The 18,724-nt window shown below is 28.9% G+C and carries 16 protein-coding genes and 1 riboswitch; of the genes, 6 read left to right on the forward strand and 10 right to left on the reverse strand.

Annotated features, from left to right (window positions below):
* Nucleotides 1–19: 19 nt before the first annotated feature.
* The 5 genes from thiS to BUA92_RS06550 form a co-directional block, all read right to left on the reverse strand.
* On the reverse strand, nt 20–220 hold the full coding sequence (gene thiS / locus BUA92_RS06530) for a sulfur carrier protein ThiS (protein WP_073017925.1): 201 nt from the start codon (nt 218–220) through the stop codon (nt 20–22).
* Nucleotides 221–392: 172 nt separating this feature from the next.
* A riboswitch (TPP riboswitch) is annotated at nt 393–493 on the reverse strand.
* A gap of 68 nt (nt 494–561) precedes the next feature.
* Entirely contained in the window at nt 562–1,191 is a 630-nt protein-coding gene (locus BUA92_RS06535) for an HD domain-containing protein (RefSeq protein WP_073017927.1), read from the reverse strand.
* A gap of 127 nt (nt 1,192–1,318) precedes the next feature.
* Nucleotides 1,319–2,875 (reverse strand): ABC transporter permease/substrate-binding protein, encoded by a 1,557-nt coding sequence (locus tag BUA92_RS06540; protein ID WP_073017929.1) that lies wholly within the window; start codon nt 2,873–2,875, stop codon nt 1,319–1,321.
* Nucleotides 2,876–2,887: 12 nt separating this feature from the next.
* Entirely contained in the window at nt 2,888–3,994 is a 1,107-nt protein-coding gene (locus BUA92_RS06545; protein ID WP_073017932.1) for an ABC transporter ATP-binding protein, read from the reverse strand.
* A gap of 189 nt (nt 3,995–4,183) precedes the next feature.
* Nucleotides 4,184–4,822: a GntR family transcriptional regulator gene (locus tag BUA92_RS06550; RefSeq protein ID WP_242950081.1), complete on the reverse strand. Its 639-nt coding sequence runs from the start codon at nt 4,820–4,822 to the stop codon at nt 4,184–4,186.
* 293 nt (nt 4,823–5,115) lie between these two features.
* Between BUA92_RS06550 and BUA92_RS06555 the strand changes: the two genes are divergently transcribed.
* The 5 genes from BUA92_RS06555 (at nt 5,116) to BUA92_RS06575 (ending at nt 9,622) form a co-directional block, all read left to right on the forward strand.
* Nucleotides 5,116–5,697: an ECF transporter S component gene (locus tag BUA92_RS06555; protein ID WP_073017936.1), complete on the forward strand. Its 582-nt coding sequence runs from the start codon at nt 5,116–5,118 to the stop codon at nt 5,695–5,697.
* A gap of 69 nt (nt 5,698–5,766) precedes the next feature.
* Nucleotides 5,767–6,744 (forward strand): P1 family peptidase, encoded by a 978-nt coding sequence (locus BUA92_RS06560; RefSeq protein ID WP_073017939.1) that lies wholly within the window; start codon nt 5,767–5,769, stop codon nt 6,742–6,744.
* Between the two features lie 185 nt (nt 6,745–6,929).
* Entirely contained in the window at nt 6,930–7,121 is a 192-nt protein-coding gene (locus BUA92_RS06565) for an alpha/beta-type small acid-soluble spore protein (RefSeq protein WP_073017941.1), read from the forward strand.
* A gap of 99 nt (nt 7,122–7,220) precedes the next feature.
* Entirely contained in the window at nt 7,221–9,047 is a 1,827-nt protein-coding gene (locus BUA92_RS06570) for an ATP-binding protein (RefSeq protein ID WP_073017943.1), read from the forward strand.
* Entirely contained in the window at nt 9,044–9,622 is a 579-nt protein-coding gene (locus BUA92_RS06575; RefSeq protein ID WP_073017945.1) for a response regulator, read from the forward strand. The genes BUA92_RS06570 and BUA92_RS06575 overlap by 4 nt, the downstream gene beginning before the upstream one ends.
* A gap of 31 nt (nt 9,623–9,653) precedes the next feature.
* Here the strand turns inward: BUA92_RS06575 and clpB are convergent, their stop codons facing one another.
* The gene (gene clpB / locus BUA92_RS06580) at nt 9,654–12,251 is read right to left on the reverse strand and encodes an ATP-dependent chaperone ClpB (protein WP_073017947.1); all 2,598 of its coding nucleotides are present in this window, start codon (nt 12,249–12,251) and stop codon (nt 9,654–9,656) included.
* A 150-nt stretch (nt 12,252–12,401) separates the two neighbouring features.
* On the opposite strand from clpB, the gene BUA92_RS06585 reads away from it, so the two are divergent.
* On the forward strand, nt 12,402–14,483 hold the full coding sequence (locus tag BUA92_RS06585; protein WP_073017949.1) for a helix-turn-helix domain-containing protein: 2,082 nt from the start codon (nt 12,402–12,404) through the stop codon (nt 14,481–14,483).
* A gap of 304 nt (nt 14,484–14,787) precedes the next feature.
* Here the strand turns inward: BUA92_RS06585 and BUA92_RS06590 are convergent, their stop codons facing one another.
* From BUA92_RS06590 to BUA92_RS06600, 4 genes are all read right to left on the reverse strand, one after another.
* Nucleotides 14,788–15,939, reverse strand: coding sequence for a metallophosphoesterase (locus BUA92_RS06590; RefSeq protein ID WP_083553431.1), 1,152 nt, complete (start codon nt 15,937–15,939; stop codon nt 14,788–14,790).
* Nucleotides 15,940–16,029: 90 nt separating this feature from the next.
* The gene (locus BUA92_RS06595) at nt 16,030–17,061 is read right to left on the reverse strand and encodes a tetratricopeptide repeat protein (RefSeq protein ID WP_341411685.1); all 1,032 of its coding nucleotides are present in this window, start codon (nt 17,059–17,061) and stop codon (nt 16,030–16,032) included.
* Nucleotides 17,062–17,157: 96 nt separating this feature from the next.
* Nucleotides 17,158–17,292, reverse strand: a complete 135-nt coding sequence (locus BUA92_RS23835; RefSeq protein ID WP_341411687.1) for a RodZ family helix-turn-helix domain-containing protein — start codon at nt 17,290–17,292, stop codon at nt 17,158–17,160.
* A 20-nt stretch (nt 17,293–17,312) separates the two neighbouring features.
* Nucleotides 17,313–18,614 (reverse strand): helix-turn-helix transcriptional regulator, encoded by a 1,302-nt coding sequence (locus BUA92_RS06600; RefSeq protein ID WP_021802942.1) that lies wholly within the window; start codon nt 18,612–18,614, stop codon nt 17,313–17,315.
* Nucleotides 18,615–18,724 lie beyond the last annotated feature (110 nt).

An 18,724-nucleotide genomic window follows, 5' to 3' on the forward strand; every position in this document is an offset into this window, starting at 1 on the left:
AACTCCTCATTTAATAATTTTATTTTGAACCTCCACCCATAAAACTAATTATTTCTATAGAATCATCCTCATTTAATAGTCTGCCTTCAATGTCTTCCCTATTAACTATTTCATAATTAATTTCTACTACAATTCTATTTGGATCAACTTTAAGATCTTTAAGTAATTCAACTAAACTTCTACTCTCTTTGAGTGCGTATTCTTTTCCATTAACCTGCATTTTATCACCTCCCCTAACTTTATTTATATATCTTGAACCTGACCGGTTGACTGCTTGACCGGTCAACTTGTCAAGTAGTCAACCGGTTAAGTAGTCAACCAGCCAAATTATCATAAAAAAAAGACTTCCCGAAGGAAGCCTAAAGTTCTCTAAAAGTAGATACTATGCGTATACACTGATAAATCTGCTTCCCTACGGTGGTACTAACCACGTCAGGTTCTTAGAGTTAGAATATCAATTCCTCTCAGCCAAAAGGCACCCCTAGCAAAAAATTATTCTATTTTGGTACATTATACATCTTATAACTTTATATGTAAATGCTTGTTTTATAATTTAATATATTAACATAAACTCCACATGTTGTTTAGTTTATCTCTAAACCTCCCTATAGCCTCTTTAGTTTCTTCTCTATCTTTCTTTGATAAGTTTCCTCTACCGCATCTATCTGCATAAGATAATAGAGCAATTTCTTCTACAGAAGTTTCTTCAACAAGTTTTCTTGGGTTCCCAAAAGGAAGATTTTTTTCAACATAAAGATAATGCATATGATATTTTACTAACTTACTAACTTTATCTATAAAATCCTGGTCATCCTCAACTTCTCTTAATAATCTTATAACCATCTCTGCACCTACTGTATCATGGTCATAAGACGTCCATCTCCCTTTTCTCTTGACTGTTGTTTTAACCTTTCCTATATCATGTAACAAAGCTCCCCACATAAAGGCTCTTTTATCTGTACTCTTTTCTCTAAGCAGAGCCGCCTCATCTACAACCAACATAACATGGTTCCACACATTTCCCTCTGGATGATATTTAGGCTCTTGAGGTATATCCATTAGTTCTCGTATTATACTAAATGATGTGTCATCTGTTTCTTTAGATGCAATTAATTCATTAAGCTTATTTGATGGTTTTTCTTCTTCCAAAAGATATTTTTCAATTTTATTAAACACTTCTTTATTGTCCATATTTACCTCTCACTAATTTAATATTCTTTATTCTTATTATTACCTAAGCTCTTTAGCTGTATTCAATGGCTCAAAAAGCAAAAAAAAGTTGCAGAACTATTATATAACTAGTTCTACAACTTTTCATCTAAATTAAATTATTTTCTTTTAAGAACTCTCTTGCAACTGCATCTGGATCCATATTCTCTTCATCAACTTTATAATTTAAACTTCTCATTTTTTCCTCAGTTAACACCCCTGCTAACTTATTTATTAATGGTTTTAGCTCTGGGTATTTTTCTAAAGTATCTTCTCTTACAACTGGAACTGCATCATATGGTGGGAAAAAGTGTTTATCATCTTCTAAAACTTTTAACTTAAAGCCTTCCAGTAATCCATCAGTGGAGAAAGCATCTATTACGTCTGATTCATTTGATTGTATAGAGGTATATCTTAAACCTCCATCTATTCCTTTTGTATCTTTAAAGTTCATGTTATATGTCTTTTGAAGTCCTAAATATCCATCTTCTCTATTTAAGAATTCCATAGTTGAACCTAACCTAAGTTCACCACTTACTTTGGCTAAATCAGAGAAGGAATTAAGATTATATTTATCTGCTGTTTCTTGTTTAACTGCAAGTGTATAAGTATTATTAAACCCTAATGGTTCAAGCCAAGTTGACCCATAGTTCTTCTCAAATTCATCTTTAACTGTATTATAAGCTATATCCTTATCGCTTGTACTTTCCATTCCAAGTATGTTAACTAAGGCTGTTCCTGTATATTCTACATACATATCAATTCCACCAGCTTTTAAGGCATTAAATGCTATAGATGAACCTCCTAAATTCATTTTTCTTTCTACTTCTATATCTGTATTCTCTTCAATAAGAGTTGCTACCATGTTACCTAATATTAACTGCTCATTAAAGTTTTTAGAACCTATTACAATTTTATCTTTATTTACAAACATTGTTTTTGAAAAATTAAATAATATAACTAAAGTCAATACTCCGCATGTAACAGCCAATATTCTTTTAGTTATTTTTCTATTTTTAATAGTATTATCTACAGCTATTCCTTCTGGAGTAACAACATCTTCTATCTTACCTATTATGAAATCTATGACTAAAGCAAGTATACATGCTGGAATTGCACCTGCTAAAATCATATTTGAATTAACAGTTTGTACACCTGAGAATACTAGGTATCCAAGACCTCCACCTCCAACAAAGGCTGCTATAGTCATTAACCCTACAGCTGTAACTGCTGATATTCTTATACCTGCCATTATTAAGGGAAGTGATAGTGGTAATTCAACCTTTAATAACATTTCTGTTTTGGTCATTCCCATTGCTCTTGCAGCTTCCATAGTATCTTTGTTTAAGTTATTTATTGCTGCATAGGTGTTTTTAAGTATTGGTAAAAGTGAATATAGTAGTACCATTAATATAGCTGGTTTAGAACCAATTCCAAGTATAGGAATTAAAAATCCTAATAGTGCTAAGCTTGGTACTGCTTGAACTAAATTAGCAAATCCAATTATAGGCTTTGCCAAAGAACGCTTTCTAGTTATAAAAATTCCTAATGGTACACCTATTATTATAGCTAAAAGAACTGCTATAAAAGTAAGCTGTATATGCTCAATTACTAAACTTATAATTTGATCTTTTCTACTTATTACAAAATCTATAAATGCCTTCATAAGATATTCCCCCTACTCTAAATATTGATTCGAAAGTACTGATACCAATGTTGATTTAGTTATTAATCCTAATAACTTTTTATTTTCAACTACTGGTACATACCCAATAGATTTTTCATTCATAGTTTCTAATATCTCTATTATTGAGGCATCCTTAGATACTGATATTATATCCTTTTCCATAACTTCTTCCACAAATTGTTTATCTTGATTTATTCTTATGGATTTCATGGTTATTATACCTTCAAGCTCTCTCTCTTTATTTACTAGTAGTAGAGAATCTACTTTTTTACCTCTCATTAACTCAAGCGCTTGGAATAGAGTTCTTGCTTTATTAGATACTACAGGCTCTTCTATCATTATATCTGTAGCCTTTATCATTTCAGGATTGTTCCATATTCTGCTTTTTCCTATAAACTCTTCTACAAATCCTTCTGCTGGATTTTTAATAATATTTTCTGGTTTATCTAACTGCAGTATGTCTCCATCCTTCATTATGCAGATTCTATCTCCTATTTTTATTGCCTCATCCATATCATGAGTAACAAACACTATTGTCTTTTTAAACTCTTGTTGTATATTAAAAAGCTCTTCCTGTAATTGTGCTCTTGTAATAGGGTCAAGTGCACTAAATGGTTCGTCCATAAGTATTACTTCTGGATTTGTTGCAAAGGCTCTTGCTACTCCTACCCTTTGCTGCTGACCACCACTTAAATCTCTTGGATATCTATCTATATATTTTTGTGGCTCTAGTCCTACCATATTTAATAACTCTTCAGTTCTAGATTTTATTTTTTCTTCATCCCATTTTAATAACTTTGGAACTAAAGCTATATTTTCACCTACTGTCATATGAGGAAATAATCCGGTCTGCTGTATTACATACCCCATATTCCTTCTTAAAGCTATAGTATCTATATCCTTAATTGCTGTACTATTTAGCAATATTTCTCCTTCAGATGTTGGTATTAATTTATTAATCATCTTTAATAAAGTTGTTTTTCCACATCCACTAGGACCAATTAGCACCATCAACTCGCCTGTGTTTATGGTTAGATCTATATTCTTTAGTACTTTTGTTTTCCCGTAGCTTTTGGAAACATTTTTAAATTCTAGCATATATTCTTCCCCCTTTTAAGCTGACAACTCATTTCCAAAAATAAGTTGTCTCTAGCTAACAACTCTATCATATCACAAAGTTGTTTCTTTTGCAAATTACTATGTCAGTTTCAAAATGTAAAAAGCTGTTAAATTTTATTTTTTACATAAAATCTAACAGCTTTTTTGCCTTACATCACTATGTTATTTTTACTCATACAGGAATTCATTTACCTTTTCAAAAACATCATCTTTTCCTATTACTACTATAATATCCCCTTCTATAAAAGTGTAATTTGGACCAGGAGATACTATTATTTCTTTATTTCTTCTATAGGCTACTATTGTTGCCCCAGTATTTTGCCAAAACCTACTATCATTAACGCTTCTTTCTAAAAACTTACATGTATTCTTTATAGGTATCTCAATAAGTAAAAATGGAGATATACTTTTAAATCTTTCTAAATAGTCATATATTTCATTTAAGTTTTCTTCTAATCTTCTATCTAAATCATTTTTTGTATTTATTATTTCAACTATATCTTCTCTTATTGAGGATATGTACTTTCTATCTTGGTTTGAAGAAATAAACCTTTCTGCATTTGTAACTGATAATATCTGAATTCCGCTTCCTGGGTTAGCTTTAACTACTTCCATTCCCTCCAAAAGTGCTATTGCTCTTCTGATTGTTTCTGGAGATACATTGTATAGTCCAGCTAAGGTAGAACGCCCACTAATTTTCTTATCTGTTTGGATTTCTCCCCTTACTATTTTACTTGCAATGTCTAAGGCTATTTTTTTATATATTGGAACTAATTCTTCTTTCATCTTTTCACCTACTAAAATCATTCATCTTAAATATTTTATTCCAACCTTATGTAAAAAGCAATTACTTAACTAGGATATTTTATAATATTTAAATTTTCAGAATATATATTCTTTATTGCTTCTATATCTCTTATTTACTAGGTTTTAGCAGAAAAATAATAACTTAGATAAATTTTTAACAATTTTTCTCTTGAACTTCTGAATAAAGATGATAAAATTTAATTGTCGGTATTCATTTTGAAACTGAACTAAATTTATTTCAATTCCTTTAACCGAATTATATCTATAAAAGGAATAAGAACGGAGGTTTATCAATGGAAAGAGGAAAAACTACTACTATGAGTGTAAGAAAGCTTGTAGTAACAGGAATGCTAACAGGCATTACTATCTTTATGGGACTTACAGGACTTGGCTTTATAGCTATTCCGCCTGTAAAAGCAACTATCATGCACATACCAGTAATAATAGGTGCAATTATTGAAGGACCACTTGTTGGTGCTGCTGTTGGACTATGTTTTGGATTATTTTCTATGTATCAAGCTTTTGCAAATCCACTTCCAACATCATTTTTATTTTGGAATCCTATTATTGCAATAGTACCTAGAGTATTAATTGGCTTAGTTGCTTATTATGTATATACTTTAGTTAAAAAGAAATTTCCTAAGCTTGGTGTAGGTGTTGCCGCTTTAGCTGGAACTTTAACTAACACTATATTAGTTTTAGGACTAGCCTATATATTATATGCAGCAAAATTTGCTGAGGCAATTGGCGTAAATCCTGATACAGTTGGAAAAGTATTATTAACAACAGGATTTATTAATGGTATTCCAGAAGCTATAATTTCTGCATTAATAGCTATCCCTGTAATAACTACCTTAAAAAAAATTAGAATATAAATTTAATATAAAATTTATGGCATCCAAGGTTATGTATACTTGGATGCCTTTGTAATAAGGAGATTTATTATGTTTGAGATTAAATTCAATGATATAGATGGTATTAAATTAGGTCACGCTCACAATAAAGATGCTGCTACTGGTTGTTCAGTAATTATATGTCCTGAAGGTGCTTCTGGTGGTGTAGATGTACGTGGAGGCTCACCTGGAACTAGAGAAACTGACCTTTTAAATCCTGTTGAATTTGTGGATAAGGTTCATGGGGTTGTTTTATCTGGCGGCAGTGCTTTTGGTTTAGATGCTTCTGCTGGTGTGATGAAATATTTAGAGGAAAATAATATTGGGTTTGATGTAGGTGTTACAAAAGTTCCAATAGTCTGCAGCGCCGTACTTTTTGATTTAGTTATAGGTGATTCTAGTATTCGCCCTGACAAAACTATGGGATATGAAGCTTGTATAAACTCTGAACAAAATCTTGATGATATAAATGGTAATATAGGTGCTGGTATGGGTGCTACTGTAGGTAAGATTAAAGGACCTTCATTTTCCATGAAAGGTGGGCTTGGAACCTATGCTCTTCAAGTTGGAGAGCTTCAAGTAGGAGCAATAGTCGCAGTTAATGCTTTAGGTGATATTTTAGATAACGAAAAAAACTCCTTTATAGCAGGGGTTTTAGCTGATGATAAATTAAGTTTAGACAATACAGAGAATATTATGATTTCACAATATGATAATCAAAAAAATGTTTTTTCAGGTAATACTACTATTGGAGCTATAGTTACAAATGCTAAATTAAATAAAGCTCAAGCTAATAAAATAGCTACAATGGCTCAAAATGGTTTTGGTAGAGCTATAAGACCTGCTCACACTATGTTTGATGGTGATACAATCTTCTCACTATGCACAAATAAGATTGAAGCTGATATTAATGTTGTTGGTTTACTTGCTGCAAAAGTTATGGAGAAAGCTATAGTTAGAGCTATAAAAGAAGCTGATACACTACACGGAATATCTTCTTTTAAAGATTTAAAAACAAAAAATTATTAATAGAAATTATTAATTAAAAAGAACTTTCCAGTTTTTTGGGTATACATGTACACTTTTCCTCTATTGCCTTTAGTTATATAGATTATTTATTTAATCTGTGCACACAATAATAGTGCAAAGCAAATAAAGCTTAGCAAAAACAAAAAATTTATAAATCCTATAAAGGATAAAAGGAGGAAACTATTATGGCAAGAAACAATAAAACTTTAATACCAGAGGCAAGAAACGGACTTTCTAAGTTCAAAAATGAGGTAGCAAGTGAATTAGGTGTTCAATTAAAAGACTACAACGGAGACTTAACTTCAAAACAAGCCGGATCAATCGGTGGAGAAATGGTTAAGAGAATGGTTGAACAATACGAAAAATCAATCCAATAATAAATTTTAAGGTGTTTTCCTATTGGAAAACACCTTTTTTATTTTATCTTTCTATCTTATAATAGTATAGAAATAATCTTTCCTTAAGGAGCTGTTATATTGAAGAAGAATTTAAAATATAAATTTAAAATTCTCTTATTTTCATTAATTGCAATAAATGGATTAATGATTTTTCTATCTATATTTAAATTATTTAATATAAGAAAATCTGTGGATGAACTTATGACTTATAACTTTGAAAGCATAATTGCTATAAACGATATGATAAACTATAGTGAAAAACAAAATATAGCTTTATTAAATTACATAGCTACTCAAAATCCTTCCTACAAAATGGATTTTTATAATATGGAGGATTCTTTTATTAATAGCTATGAATTTCAAATAAGTAGAGCAAAAGAAACTGGAGAGCCAGAAATAACAAAAGAAATATATAATAGTTATAGAATTTATTTAAATTCATGTGATGATATTTTCTCTAAAGAAACTTCTGAAATCGTTAGTGTACATTTAACAGATTATTATGATAAAATACAAGTTAATTACATAAAGTTAAAAGATCATTTAAAAGCTTTATATGATATTAATAAAGATGCTCTTACTATTAAAATGACTCATGCACAAGAAGAAATTCGTTTGTCATTTAATTTATTACTTTTTATATGTTTATTTACAGTTGTTTTTAGTTTAATAGTGTCAAACAGATATTTAAACAAGCTTTTACTTCCTTTATCCACTTTGCATAAAGCTATAAAGAGTTTTAAAGATGGTAACTTTTCCTTTGAATCACAAGTATATTCAGAAGATGAAATAGGTGAATTATATAAGGAATTCAAAAATATGTCCGATAAAATAGTTGAATTTAAAAATTCAACCTTAGGACAATTAGTTGAAGAGAAAAACAAATCTCTTTCAATTGTTAAAAGTATATCAAACCCTTTAATAGTATTAGATAGTAATTTTAAATGTATTTTAGTAAATAACTCATGTGAAAATTATTTTAATATTGAGGAACAAAATATACTTGGACAGCACATTTTAAATTTTATCCCTAATAAGGATTTATATGATTTTATATATGAATCAAAAAAAGAAAGGGTTCAAGGAAAAACTAAGATCATGAGTTTTGATGAAGAAAAATATGTCTTTAACATATCAATATCTACAATTATAAGCATGAATTCTGATTTAAACGGAATCATTATATATTTTCAAGACATAACTAAAATCAAAAAACTTGACCATGTTAAATTTGATTTTATAAGCACTTTATCTCATGAACTTAAAACACCACTTACTTCTATTATGATGGGAGCTTCCATGTTAGAAGAAGATAGTATTATAAAAAACAAAGAAGAAAGCGGAAAAATAATTGAAACATTACAAGAAGACTCGCAGAAGCTTTTAGATATGATTGATAATCTTCTAAGATTAACTGAACTTGAAAATGAACAAAATTACTTAAACTTAGAAGCAACCGACATATCCGAAATAATAAATAATTCTATAAGAAACTTTATAACTATTGCACTTTCAAAAAATATAAAGATAGTTTTTGAAAAAGATAAAAATATTCCTCTATTAAATATTGATAGGGAAAAGTTCTTTTGGGTTATAAATAACTTACTTTCCAATGCCATCAAATATTCTCTTCAATATGGAGAGATTATTATAAAATTAAAATATAGAAAAAAAGTTGTAATTCTTACAATAAAGGACTTTGGTATAGGAATTAACCCTGAAAGTATACCGAAAATATTTGATAAGTTTTATAGAGAAAATGAACTTTCTAATGGAACTGGGCTCGGTCTCCCATTATCAAAACAAATAATTGAATTGCATAGCGGAACTATTTCATGTGAAAGTAAGCTAGGAGAAGGTAGTATATTTGAGGTAAACATGCCAATTACAGGAGGAAATTTATGAAAAAGATTTTAGTAGTAGATGATACAAAAAATATTAGAGAAATGTTAAAGACATTTTTGGAGATGGAGGGTTTTACCGTTTTTGAGGCAAAAAATGCTGAAGAAGCTTTAAATATATTTAACACTGAAAATATAGATTTAATATTTACAGATATTAAACTACCAAATGTATCAGGAACAGAGTTATTAAAGCAAATAAAGAAAAATAATCGCTTTGTGACAATTATAGTTATGACTGCCTTTGGAACTATAAAAAATGCTGTAGAATGTACTAAATACGGTGCTGCTGCTTACTTACAAAAACCATTTACAACTAAAAGAGTCAAAGCAGTTTTAGAAGAAGTATTAAGAAAAGATACATTAAAAAAAGATTTAAATTCTTATATAACTTTGGCTAAAAAACTCATAGAAGAAGAGGATTACCCAAAAGCTGAGGAAGTTTTAAATAAAGCTTTAACTATAGATAATCAAAATTGGGAAATATATCATCTGATTGGGAGAATATCTGAACTTCAAGAAAATGAGGAAAAAGCAAAAAAATTCTATTATATGTCTGACATACTTAAACAGGGTTAATTATTTTAATAAAATAATTAACCCTGTTTCTTTAAACTACTGTGAACTTTAAATTATCATCTTCTCCATCGATAACAACTTTAACTCCGTCATATACTTCTCCACTTATTATCTTTCTAGCTAAATTCGTTTCAAGAGTATTTTCTATATATCTTTTTAGAGGTCTAGCACCATATATAGGATCATATCCTTCATTAGCTATAATCTCTTTTCCTTTATCAGTTATTTCTAGGTGTATATTTCTTTCTGTTAACTTGTTTCTAACCTTTTCTAAGAAGATATCTATTATATGCTTTATGCTATCTGATGATAATGGATTAAAGGTTATTATATCATCAACCCTATTTAAAAACTCTGGTTTAAACCTAGCCTTCATTTCCATCATAACTTTCTCTTTTGCTTCTTTAGTTACAATGTTGTCTCCATTTTCAAGGATATAAGAACTTCCTATATTAGATGTCATTATTATTATGGTGTTTTTAAAATCTACAGTTTTTCCTTTATTATCTGTAAGTCTTCCATCATCTAGAATTTGAAGAAATATATTAAATACCTCCTCATGAGCCTTTTCTATTTCATCAAATAATATAACTGAATAAGGTTTTCTTCTTACAGCTTCTGTTAACTGTCCTCCTTCATCATAACCTACATATCCTGGAGGGGCTCCTATTAATCTAGATACTGAATACTTCTCCATATACTCTGACATATCTATTCTTATTATATTCTCCTCAGAATCAAATAAAGTTCTTGCTAATGTTTTAGCTAACTCAGTTTTACCTACTCCTGTTGGTCCTAAAAATATAAATGAACCTATTGGCTTATTTTCATCTTTTAAACCAGCCCTTGCCCTTATTACGGCATTTGTAACTGATTTTATTGCTTCTTCTTGACCTACTACTCTAGTTCCAAGCTCCTCTTCAAGTCTCAACAGTTTTTGTTTTTCCCCTTCAACTAATCTAGTTACAGGTATTCCAGTCCACTTCGAAACAATATCTGAAATCTCATTTTCAGTAACCTCTTCTTTTAATAAGGCTCCCTTATAGTTTTCTTTCATCTGAGCTTCTTTTTCTTCTATTCTCTTTTCAAGATTTGGAACTAATCCATATCTTAATTCTGCAACCTTATTTAAATCATATTCTCTTTCATATTTTTCAATTTTCCCTCTTACATCCTCAAGTTCTTTCTTTAAGTTTCTTATTTCAGTAATATGATCTTTTTCCTTTTCATATTTAGCAGTCATTTCGTCATTTTTACTTTTTAATTCTTTAAGCTCATCCTCTATAGATTTTGCCCTAGCTTGTGATGCCGCATCTTTTTCTCTACCTAATGCCTCTTTTTCTGTTTCTAATAAAAATATCTTTCTTCTTATCATATCTAGTTCTGTTGGCAGAGAATCTATTTCACTTCTTATCATAGCTCCAGCTTCATCTATTAGGTCAATTGCTTTGTCTGGAAGAAATCTATCTTGGATATATCTATGAGATAGCTTAGCTGCTGCAACTATAGCTGAATCATGTATTCTAATTCCATGATGTATTTCAAATCTTTCCTTTAATCCTCTAAGAATTGAAATAGTATCTTCAACTGTAGGTTCATCAATAATTACAGGTTGGAATCTTCTCTCCAAGGCCTTATCTTTTTCAATATACTGTCTATATTCATCAAAAGTAGTGGCTCCAATACAATGCAGCTCTCCTCTTGCTAATAAAGGCTTAATCAAGTTCCCAGCATCCATAGCCCCTTCTGTTTTACCTGCACCTACAATGGTATGAATTTCATCTATAAATAATATTATTCTTCCTTCTGAAGTTTGAACTTCTTTTAGAACAGCTTTTAGTCTTTCTTCAAATTCACCTCTGTACTTTGCTCCAGCAATTAATGCACCCATATCTAGAGAGAATATTATTTTATCTTTTAATCCTTCTGGAACATCTCCCTTAACGATTCTGTCTGCTAATCCTTCTACTATGGCAGTTTTACCTACACCTGGTTCACCTATAAGTACAGGATTATTTTTTGTTCTTCTAGATAAAATCCTCACTGTTCTTCTTATTTCTTCATCTCTTCCTATTACAGGATCTAACTTATGTTTTTTAGCTAAGTCTACTAAGTTAGTTCCATATTTTGATAAGGCATCATAAGTTCCCTCAGGATCTTGTGATTCTACCCTTTGGCTTCCACGTATTTCTTTTAATACCTTTAAAAAGCTATTTTTATCTATATTAAACTTCCTAAGAATTTCTCCTATTTGTCCTTTAGCTTCTATCTGCATAATACCCAGTATAACATGTTCAACACTTATATAAGAATCCTTAAATTCATCAGCATACTCTTCTGCTTTAATAAGAACCTCTTCTATTTTTCTTGTTGCATATACTCCTGATGTAGACGCTCCACTACCTAAAACTTTAGGCATTTTTTCTATTACTTTTTCTAACTCATTTCTTAATAAATTAATATTTACATTCATTTTTTCAAATAAGTTAGGAACTAATCCATCATTGTCATTTACAAGCGCATAAAATAGATGAATAACATCTAAATTTTGATGATTAAATTTAACAGCAGCTACATGGGCATCATTTAAGCTTTGCTGCACTCTTTTAGTCATTTTATCAATATTCATATAACCACCTCTTAGCTTTTTTCTTATTTTTTACTCTACTAAAATAATAATACAAAGGTCAAAGAAAGTCAAAGTGTATTTTTTCTTTTTATTTAATTATATATTATATGATATAATATATATTAGGAGATATGAGAATGAGGTGAGATTTTGAGAAGAGAACACATTAGTTATCCCTTAGATATGCCAGTTTCTATTTCCTACAGTTCCATTAAGGAATACCCTATCCACTGGCATAATGCTATAGAGATAATCTTTGTACTTAAAGGTACAGTAAACATTACTATAGATTCAGATACCTATGAAATTGAGGAAAAAGAACTTGAGATAATAAATATAGATGAAGCTCACAGAATTTATTCTGATGATCCAGATAACAGGGTTCTTATGTTTCATATTGACCCTAGCTTTTTCGAAAAGTACTATAGCGATATAGAAAACATGTTTTTCTATGTAAATACATCAGATGAAGGTGCTCAAGAAAGCGAAGAATACGATGACTTTAGAATATTTTTATCAATAATTCTTTGCGAGGCAATTCAAAAAAGAGAAGATTACGATGAGGAAATTGAAGATAACTTAATCGATTTGTTATATCACTTAATAAATAACTTCCATTACTTAATATATGAAAAGGAAGAACTTAGGGAAAATGAAGAGCAATTAGAGCGTTATCACAGAATTGCAAAATATATCTTCAATAACTATAATAACAAGATAAGTCTTCAGGAAATTGCTAAAAAGGAATTCTTAAGTGCAGATTATCTTTCTCATGAGATAAAAAATGCTACTGGTTATAGTTTTACTGATCTCCTTAATCTTACAAGGGTTGAAGAATCAATAAAATTACTTTTGGATAGCGATTTAAGTATTTCTGAAATATCAGATGAGGTTGGCTTTTCTCATGCTAGATATTATAATAAAAACTTTAAATTTTACTATAAACTAACTCCTCTTCAATACAGAAAGAGATTTAAATTAGATGAAAAAGCTTATGAAAAAGCTAAAAAAGTTACCCAGTTAGATATTAATGATTCTTTAAAATATTTATATCCTTATTTAGAGGATTACGACAGATTTAATTATGAAAATAAAATTCATAAAATTAATATAAATATGGATGAGGAATCCTCTGAATGGACTCATAGGTTTAAAGAAGTAATAAACGTTGGAGATGCTTTTGATTTACTTATAGAAGAAAATAAGGATAATTTAGAAGAACTTCAAGAAGAAATCTCTTTTGAGTATGGAAGAATATTTAATTTATTTCATAGAGATATGGGTATTTTCCCTGGTAGTCAATTCTACAACTGGAATAAGACTAAAACAGTTCTAGAGTTTATGCAGTATATAGAACTTAAAGCACTTATCCTTATTGATCAAGGTGATTTGTCTCAAGAAGAGTTTATAAGTGCACTTAAAAGTTATATAGAATATTTCTCTGAAATAGAAACTGTAGACTTTTATAATACTAAATATCAATTTAAAAATACTCTTGATAAAACATTCAAATCTTCTATAATTGAGATTTTAGAAGATGCTGGTTTAGATTATTTTAGCGATGATTATGAAGGCAATCATTTAGAGATAAATAAAATATATGATACAGCCTATATGATACCTTATATTATTCATCAAGTGATAAATTACAAAACTCCTCTAAACTTTATAAGAGCTTTTGATGTTTTAGAGAAAGAGGTTATGCTTACAAACGAAGTATTTTTTGGCTCTTCTGGTTTAGTTAATGATATGGGAATAAAGAAACCTTCTTATTATGCCTTTTATCTTCTAAGTAAACTTGGAGATGTTTTAGTTCAAAAAGGTGATGGTTATATAGTGACTAAAAGCGATGATGAATTCCAAATATTGTTATATAACTATGGAGAAGAACTTGATTATTTAATAAGCTCTGAAACCCTAGAAAAAAGAAGAGGAATAAAAAACACTACTGAGAAAAAGATATCTTTAAATATAGTTAATATAAATAGTGCTAACCAAGTTACCACTTATATGATTAATGAAAAAATAGGCTCTTCTTATAACTATTGGCTTGGTATGGGAAAACCAAATAGAATAAATAAAGAAGAACGTGAGATACTTCATAAAGCATCTTTCCCAGGTATAAATTTTATATATAACAATAAAAGTACAATATTAAACCTATTACCAAAACTAAAAGGTTATGGAGCTCAACTTATTTTAATAAAAAAAGTACAGAAACACCTTAAATAAGGTGTTTTTTTGTTTTTTTATTAATTATAAATAAATTAAAACCCCTTAATTGTACCTATAATTCATCATAACTATCAATGATTTTTATAATAATTAGAAATATAATATAGACAAGAAGTAAGAAAGCGAGTGTGGATTTATGAAAACACTAAAAAACATGTTTAAATCAGTTAAATTAACTTCATTTAGTCCTAAGTTAAGTTTATTCCAATTAACCTTTGACTTAATTAGCAAAAGATATTAGTTAAACTTAAATTATATATTTTATAAAAAAGCCTAGCCACTAACGTAGCTAAGGCTTTTTTTATTTAAATTCAAGTATTATATTTACTAATTCAGATCTACTTCCAATCCTTATTGGTGGCCCCCAAGTTCCAAATCCTGATGAAACTATAACATTTAAATTTTCTTTTTTAAGATATCCCCAGTCTATTTCAAATAATCTTTTAGTTATTAGATTACTAGGAGATAACTGTCCTCTATGAGTATGTCCTGATACTTGCAAATCTACCCCTGCATCTACAGCCTCCTGAAGATACTTCGGTTGATGATCCATAACTATTATAGGTAAGTCTTTATTGATGTTTTTTGTTATGTCACTTAAATCTTTTCTCTTTGTTTCCTGATAACTTCCTCCAGAAACATCATCTCTTCCAACAACATAAAAACTTCCGTTAATCTCTGAATAATCATCTCTAAGAACTTTAACATTATTCTCTTCTAAAATTTTTACAAACTCATCAACTTTTCCACTTATATATTCGTGATTACCAGTTACAGCATAAATCCCTAATGGAGCTTCAATTTGTTTGAAATATTCTCCAACATTTCCTTCTATAAAGGGCTCTACTCTGTCATCTATAATATCTCCAGCTAATAAAACAATATCTGGCTTAACTGAATTAGTTAATTCAACTAACTTCTCCATTCTATTTCTATAACCTACACTTCCTATATGTATATCTGAAGCCATTATTATATTTAACTTTTTCATGTCTCCTGCAGTTTTATCAACACTTAAGGTATATTTATTTATCACTGTACTTGATCCACTCCAAGTTCCATATATAAGTACAAAGGCTAATATACAAACTATTACTATCCCCATATAGGTTTTAAAGGTATCATTTACTCCTAAAATATTAAATTTCCAATTAACCAACCTAAATAAATCTACTATTACAATTATTATAATTGAATATAAAAGTACAGCCATATAATAGGAACCTAAATAATTAAACACCCCTGAAATCTTATTAGGCATATATCTCTCTAAAAGCTTACTAACAATGTAACTAAAAGCAAATAAGTAAAATATAACCCAATATATTACCCTATTAATGTCTTTATTAAAAATCCCTACTAATTCTAAACCTCTTATTCCTATGTAATAGTTCAGTAATGTATACACAATAAGCATTGCTGCCACAACTAAAAACATCATCTTTTTATTCAAATTCCTTCCTCTTCTCTATAACGTTTATATTTTAATACTTGCCCAAAAGGGAGCTAATCAGTACACCTAATATGCTCCCTTTTAAATATTCTATAAATTTTTTTCTAATGCAAATGCTAATGAGAAATATTTTAATGCATCTCTTATATCTCCCAAATGATAATACATATTCGCCATATCTATATATCTATTATATCTTTCTTCTTTACTTCCAAACTTAAATAATGAGTCCAAAGAAAGATTCATATACATTTCAGCTTCTTTATATTTACCTTGCTTTTGTAAAATACTTCCCTTTAAGTAATATGATTGCTCAATTAATCTTATATTATTACAATCTATTGCTAAATTTAAAGATTCATCTGAAACCTTATAAGCTTCATCATATTCACCATTCTCTATAAAAAGCTTGATGAAATTATTCATAAATTCCACATATCTAACCTTGTTGAATTTAGGAAAAATATTTAAACCTTCATTAAACTCAGCTTTAGCTTTCTCTTTTTCACCTATTTCAAAATAACATTCTCCATAATTACCTTTAGACAAAGCTAAATAAACTGGATTATCCTTTTGATATTCATAAGCTTTTTCTATAAACTCTCCAGCTTCTGGTTTTCTTAATTTAATACAAAGTGTTGCTAGCAGATTATATATTTTCCCTTTACTTATATTGTCTTCAACATAATCTATATATTGAACTACTTCTTTCATATTTTCAAAGGCTTGATTATTATCTTTTAGTTTATAGTAGCATAATCCTTCACTGTAAAGTGCATATGCATATTCACCTTTATCATTTAATCCATTCTCTTTTAGAATTTCTTTAAGCCTTGAATAGTATGATAAAGCTTCCATATACTCTTTGTTATTAAAGAAATATTTAGCCATATCATAAAAATACTCAATTACTTTCTCAGAATTTTTATTATTTTGATGAAGGAAATAATATTGAGATACTATTATTTGTATATTTTCATATTTCCCTTCTTCCAAGTAATAATTAAATAATAAGTGCATTAAATCGAAAGCAAGATCATAATATTTATATGCTTGCGCAAAATCCAGATTATACTTTATCTTACTTTCTATGTCCTTATCTGAGAAAAGACCATCCTTCAATAATTCTAAATTAGAAATTAACTGCTCCCTAACATCTTTTAATAAATAATCTACATCAATTAAGAGTTTAGATGAAACATATTCTAGGATTTCAATTTATGCTTTTATCTTCTCATTCTCAATACAACTCATCTTTGATATAGATATTTTATCTCCGCAAAGTTCCTTTAAGGTAATCCCCTTATATATCCTAGCACGTTTTATTTTTTCTCCTGTTGAAAGTATCTCCATTACTTACCACCCATCTGCCATTAATTTCTTAATAACCCAATACTATTAAATATATCAATCCCATAATCCAAATATTTAGCAGCTTCCTTTTCCCTTTTACTATCCATATAGAATTTCCCTAACATTATAGCAATTTGTCCTGCTCTCTTATTGCAATCATTATTAATTGCATATTTATATGTATCTATAAGTATGTTTTCAGCTTCATTTTGAATGTCTTTAATTAAGTTAACTCTATACTGTAATAAATTACATTCTATTCTATTTTCATGGTCATCATCTCTAATATGTTTATATATCTCTTTTATACCCTCTTCACATTTCTCCACATCTTTTATCTTTAAATAGTTTTCGCATATGTTAAGAAGTGTATTAACAAGTTTCTCATCATTATTACTAAGTCTGATGCCTTTAGCCAAGTTATAATGAATAAAGGATTCTTCAATATTTTCGAATTCATAAAATAACCTTCCCAAGCTATTTTCTATTTCTGCTATACTGGATATGTCTTCTAACTCTTGATATACTTCTAAAGCTTTTTTAGAATATTTAATAGCATTAATAAGGTCCCCACTTTCACTATATTCATCTGAAAGCAATAAAAGTGTTCTAGCATAATCTTTTTTATTATATATCTTTTGGAATTTTTCCTTAGCTAAAAAAGCGTAATCTATTGACTGCTTAATATTATCCGTCTTAAAAAACGAATTTGCCATATAATAATATATTTCTCCAAGCAACTGATCATTACCTATATTATTATCTATATAAACTTTTTCTGCTTGTTTTAAATAGGAGCTTGTAGAATGGTATGCTTTTAACTTTAGTGTTATTTTTCCTAAACAAAGAAATGTCTTAACTACCTCTTCAAAATTATTATTTTTTATGAAGATTACATTAGAAGACAAGAAGTATTGTTGAGCTGCAACCAGTTCATCTTTCAACATATGAATTTTGCCTGTTAAAAACAATATTCTAGCTTTTCTATATTCAAGATTATACTTTTCAGAATAGTATAATCCATTTTCTATATACTTCTCTCCCATAAAATAATCTCCAGATAGTATATATGCTTCAGCTACCTGCTCATAATACATACATATCTTCTCTGCTTGAGTTTCCTCAGATTCCATTAAGTACTCTACAGAGGTTTTTAAAGCATCTGCTAAATATTCTAAAAGATCCATTGATGGATTTGAACGCCCAGATTCAACTAAAGATATCTGTCCTGGAGTTATTCTATCCCCTGCCAAATCTTTTAGAGTCATATTTAACTCTTTTCTTTTTCTTTTAATTTTTTCCCCTAATGAAAGAATTTCCATAAATCACTCTTCCTTCTCTTATATCATTGCTATAGCATTACGAAAATATTAAATTTATTCTAAAAATTTATTTAAATTATACCATATAACCTTATTTTTTAATATATTTT

It is taken from the genome of Clostridium intestinale DSM 6191 (genome assembly GCF_900130055.1).
GTDB classification, from domain to species: domain Bacteria; phylum Bacillota; class Clostridia; order Clostridiales; family Clostridiaceae; genus Clostridium_T; species Clostridium_T intestinale.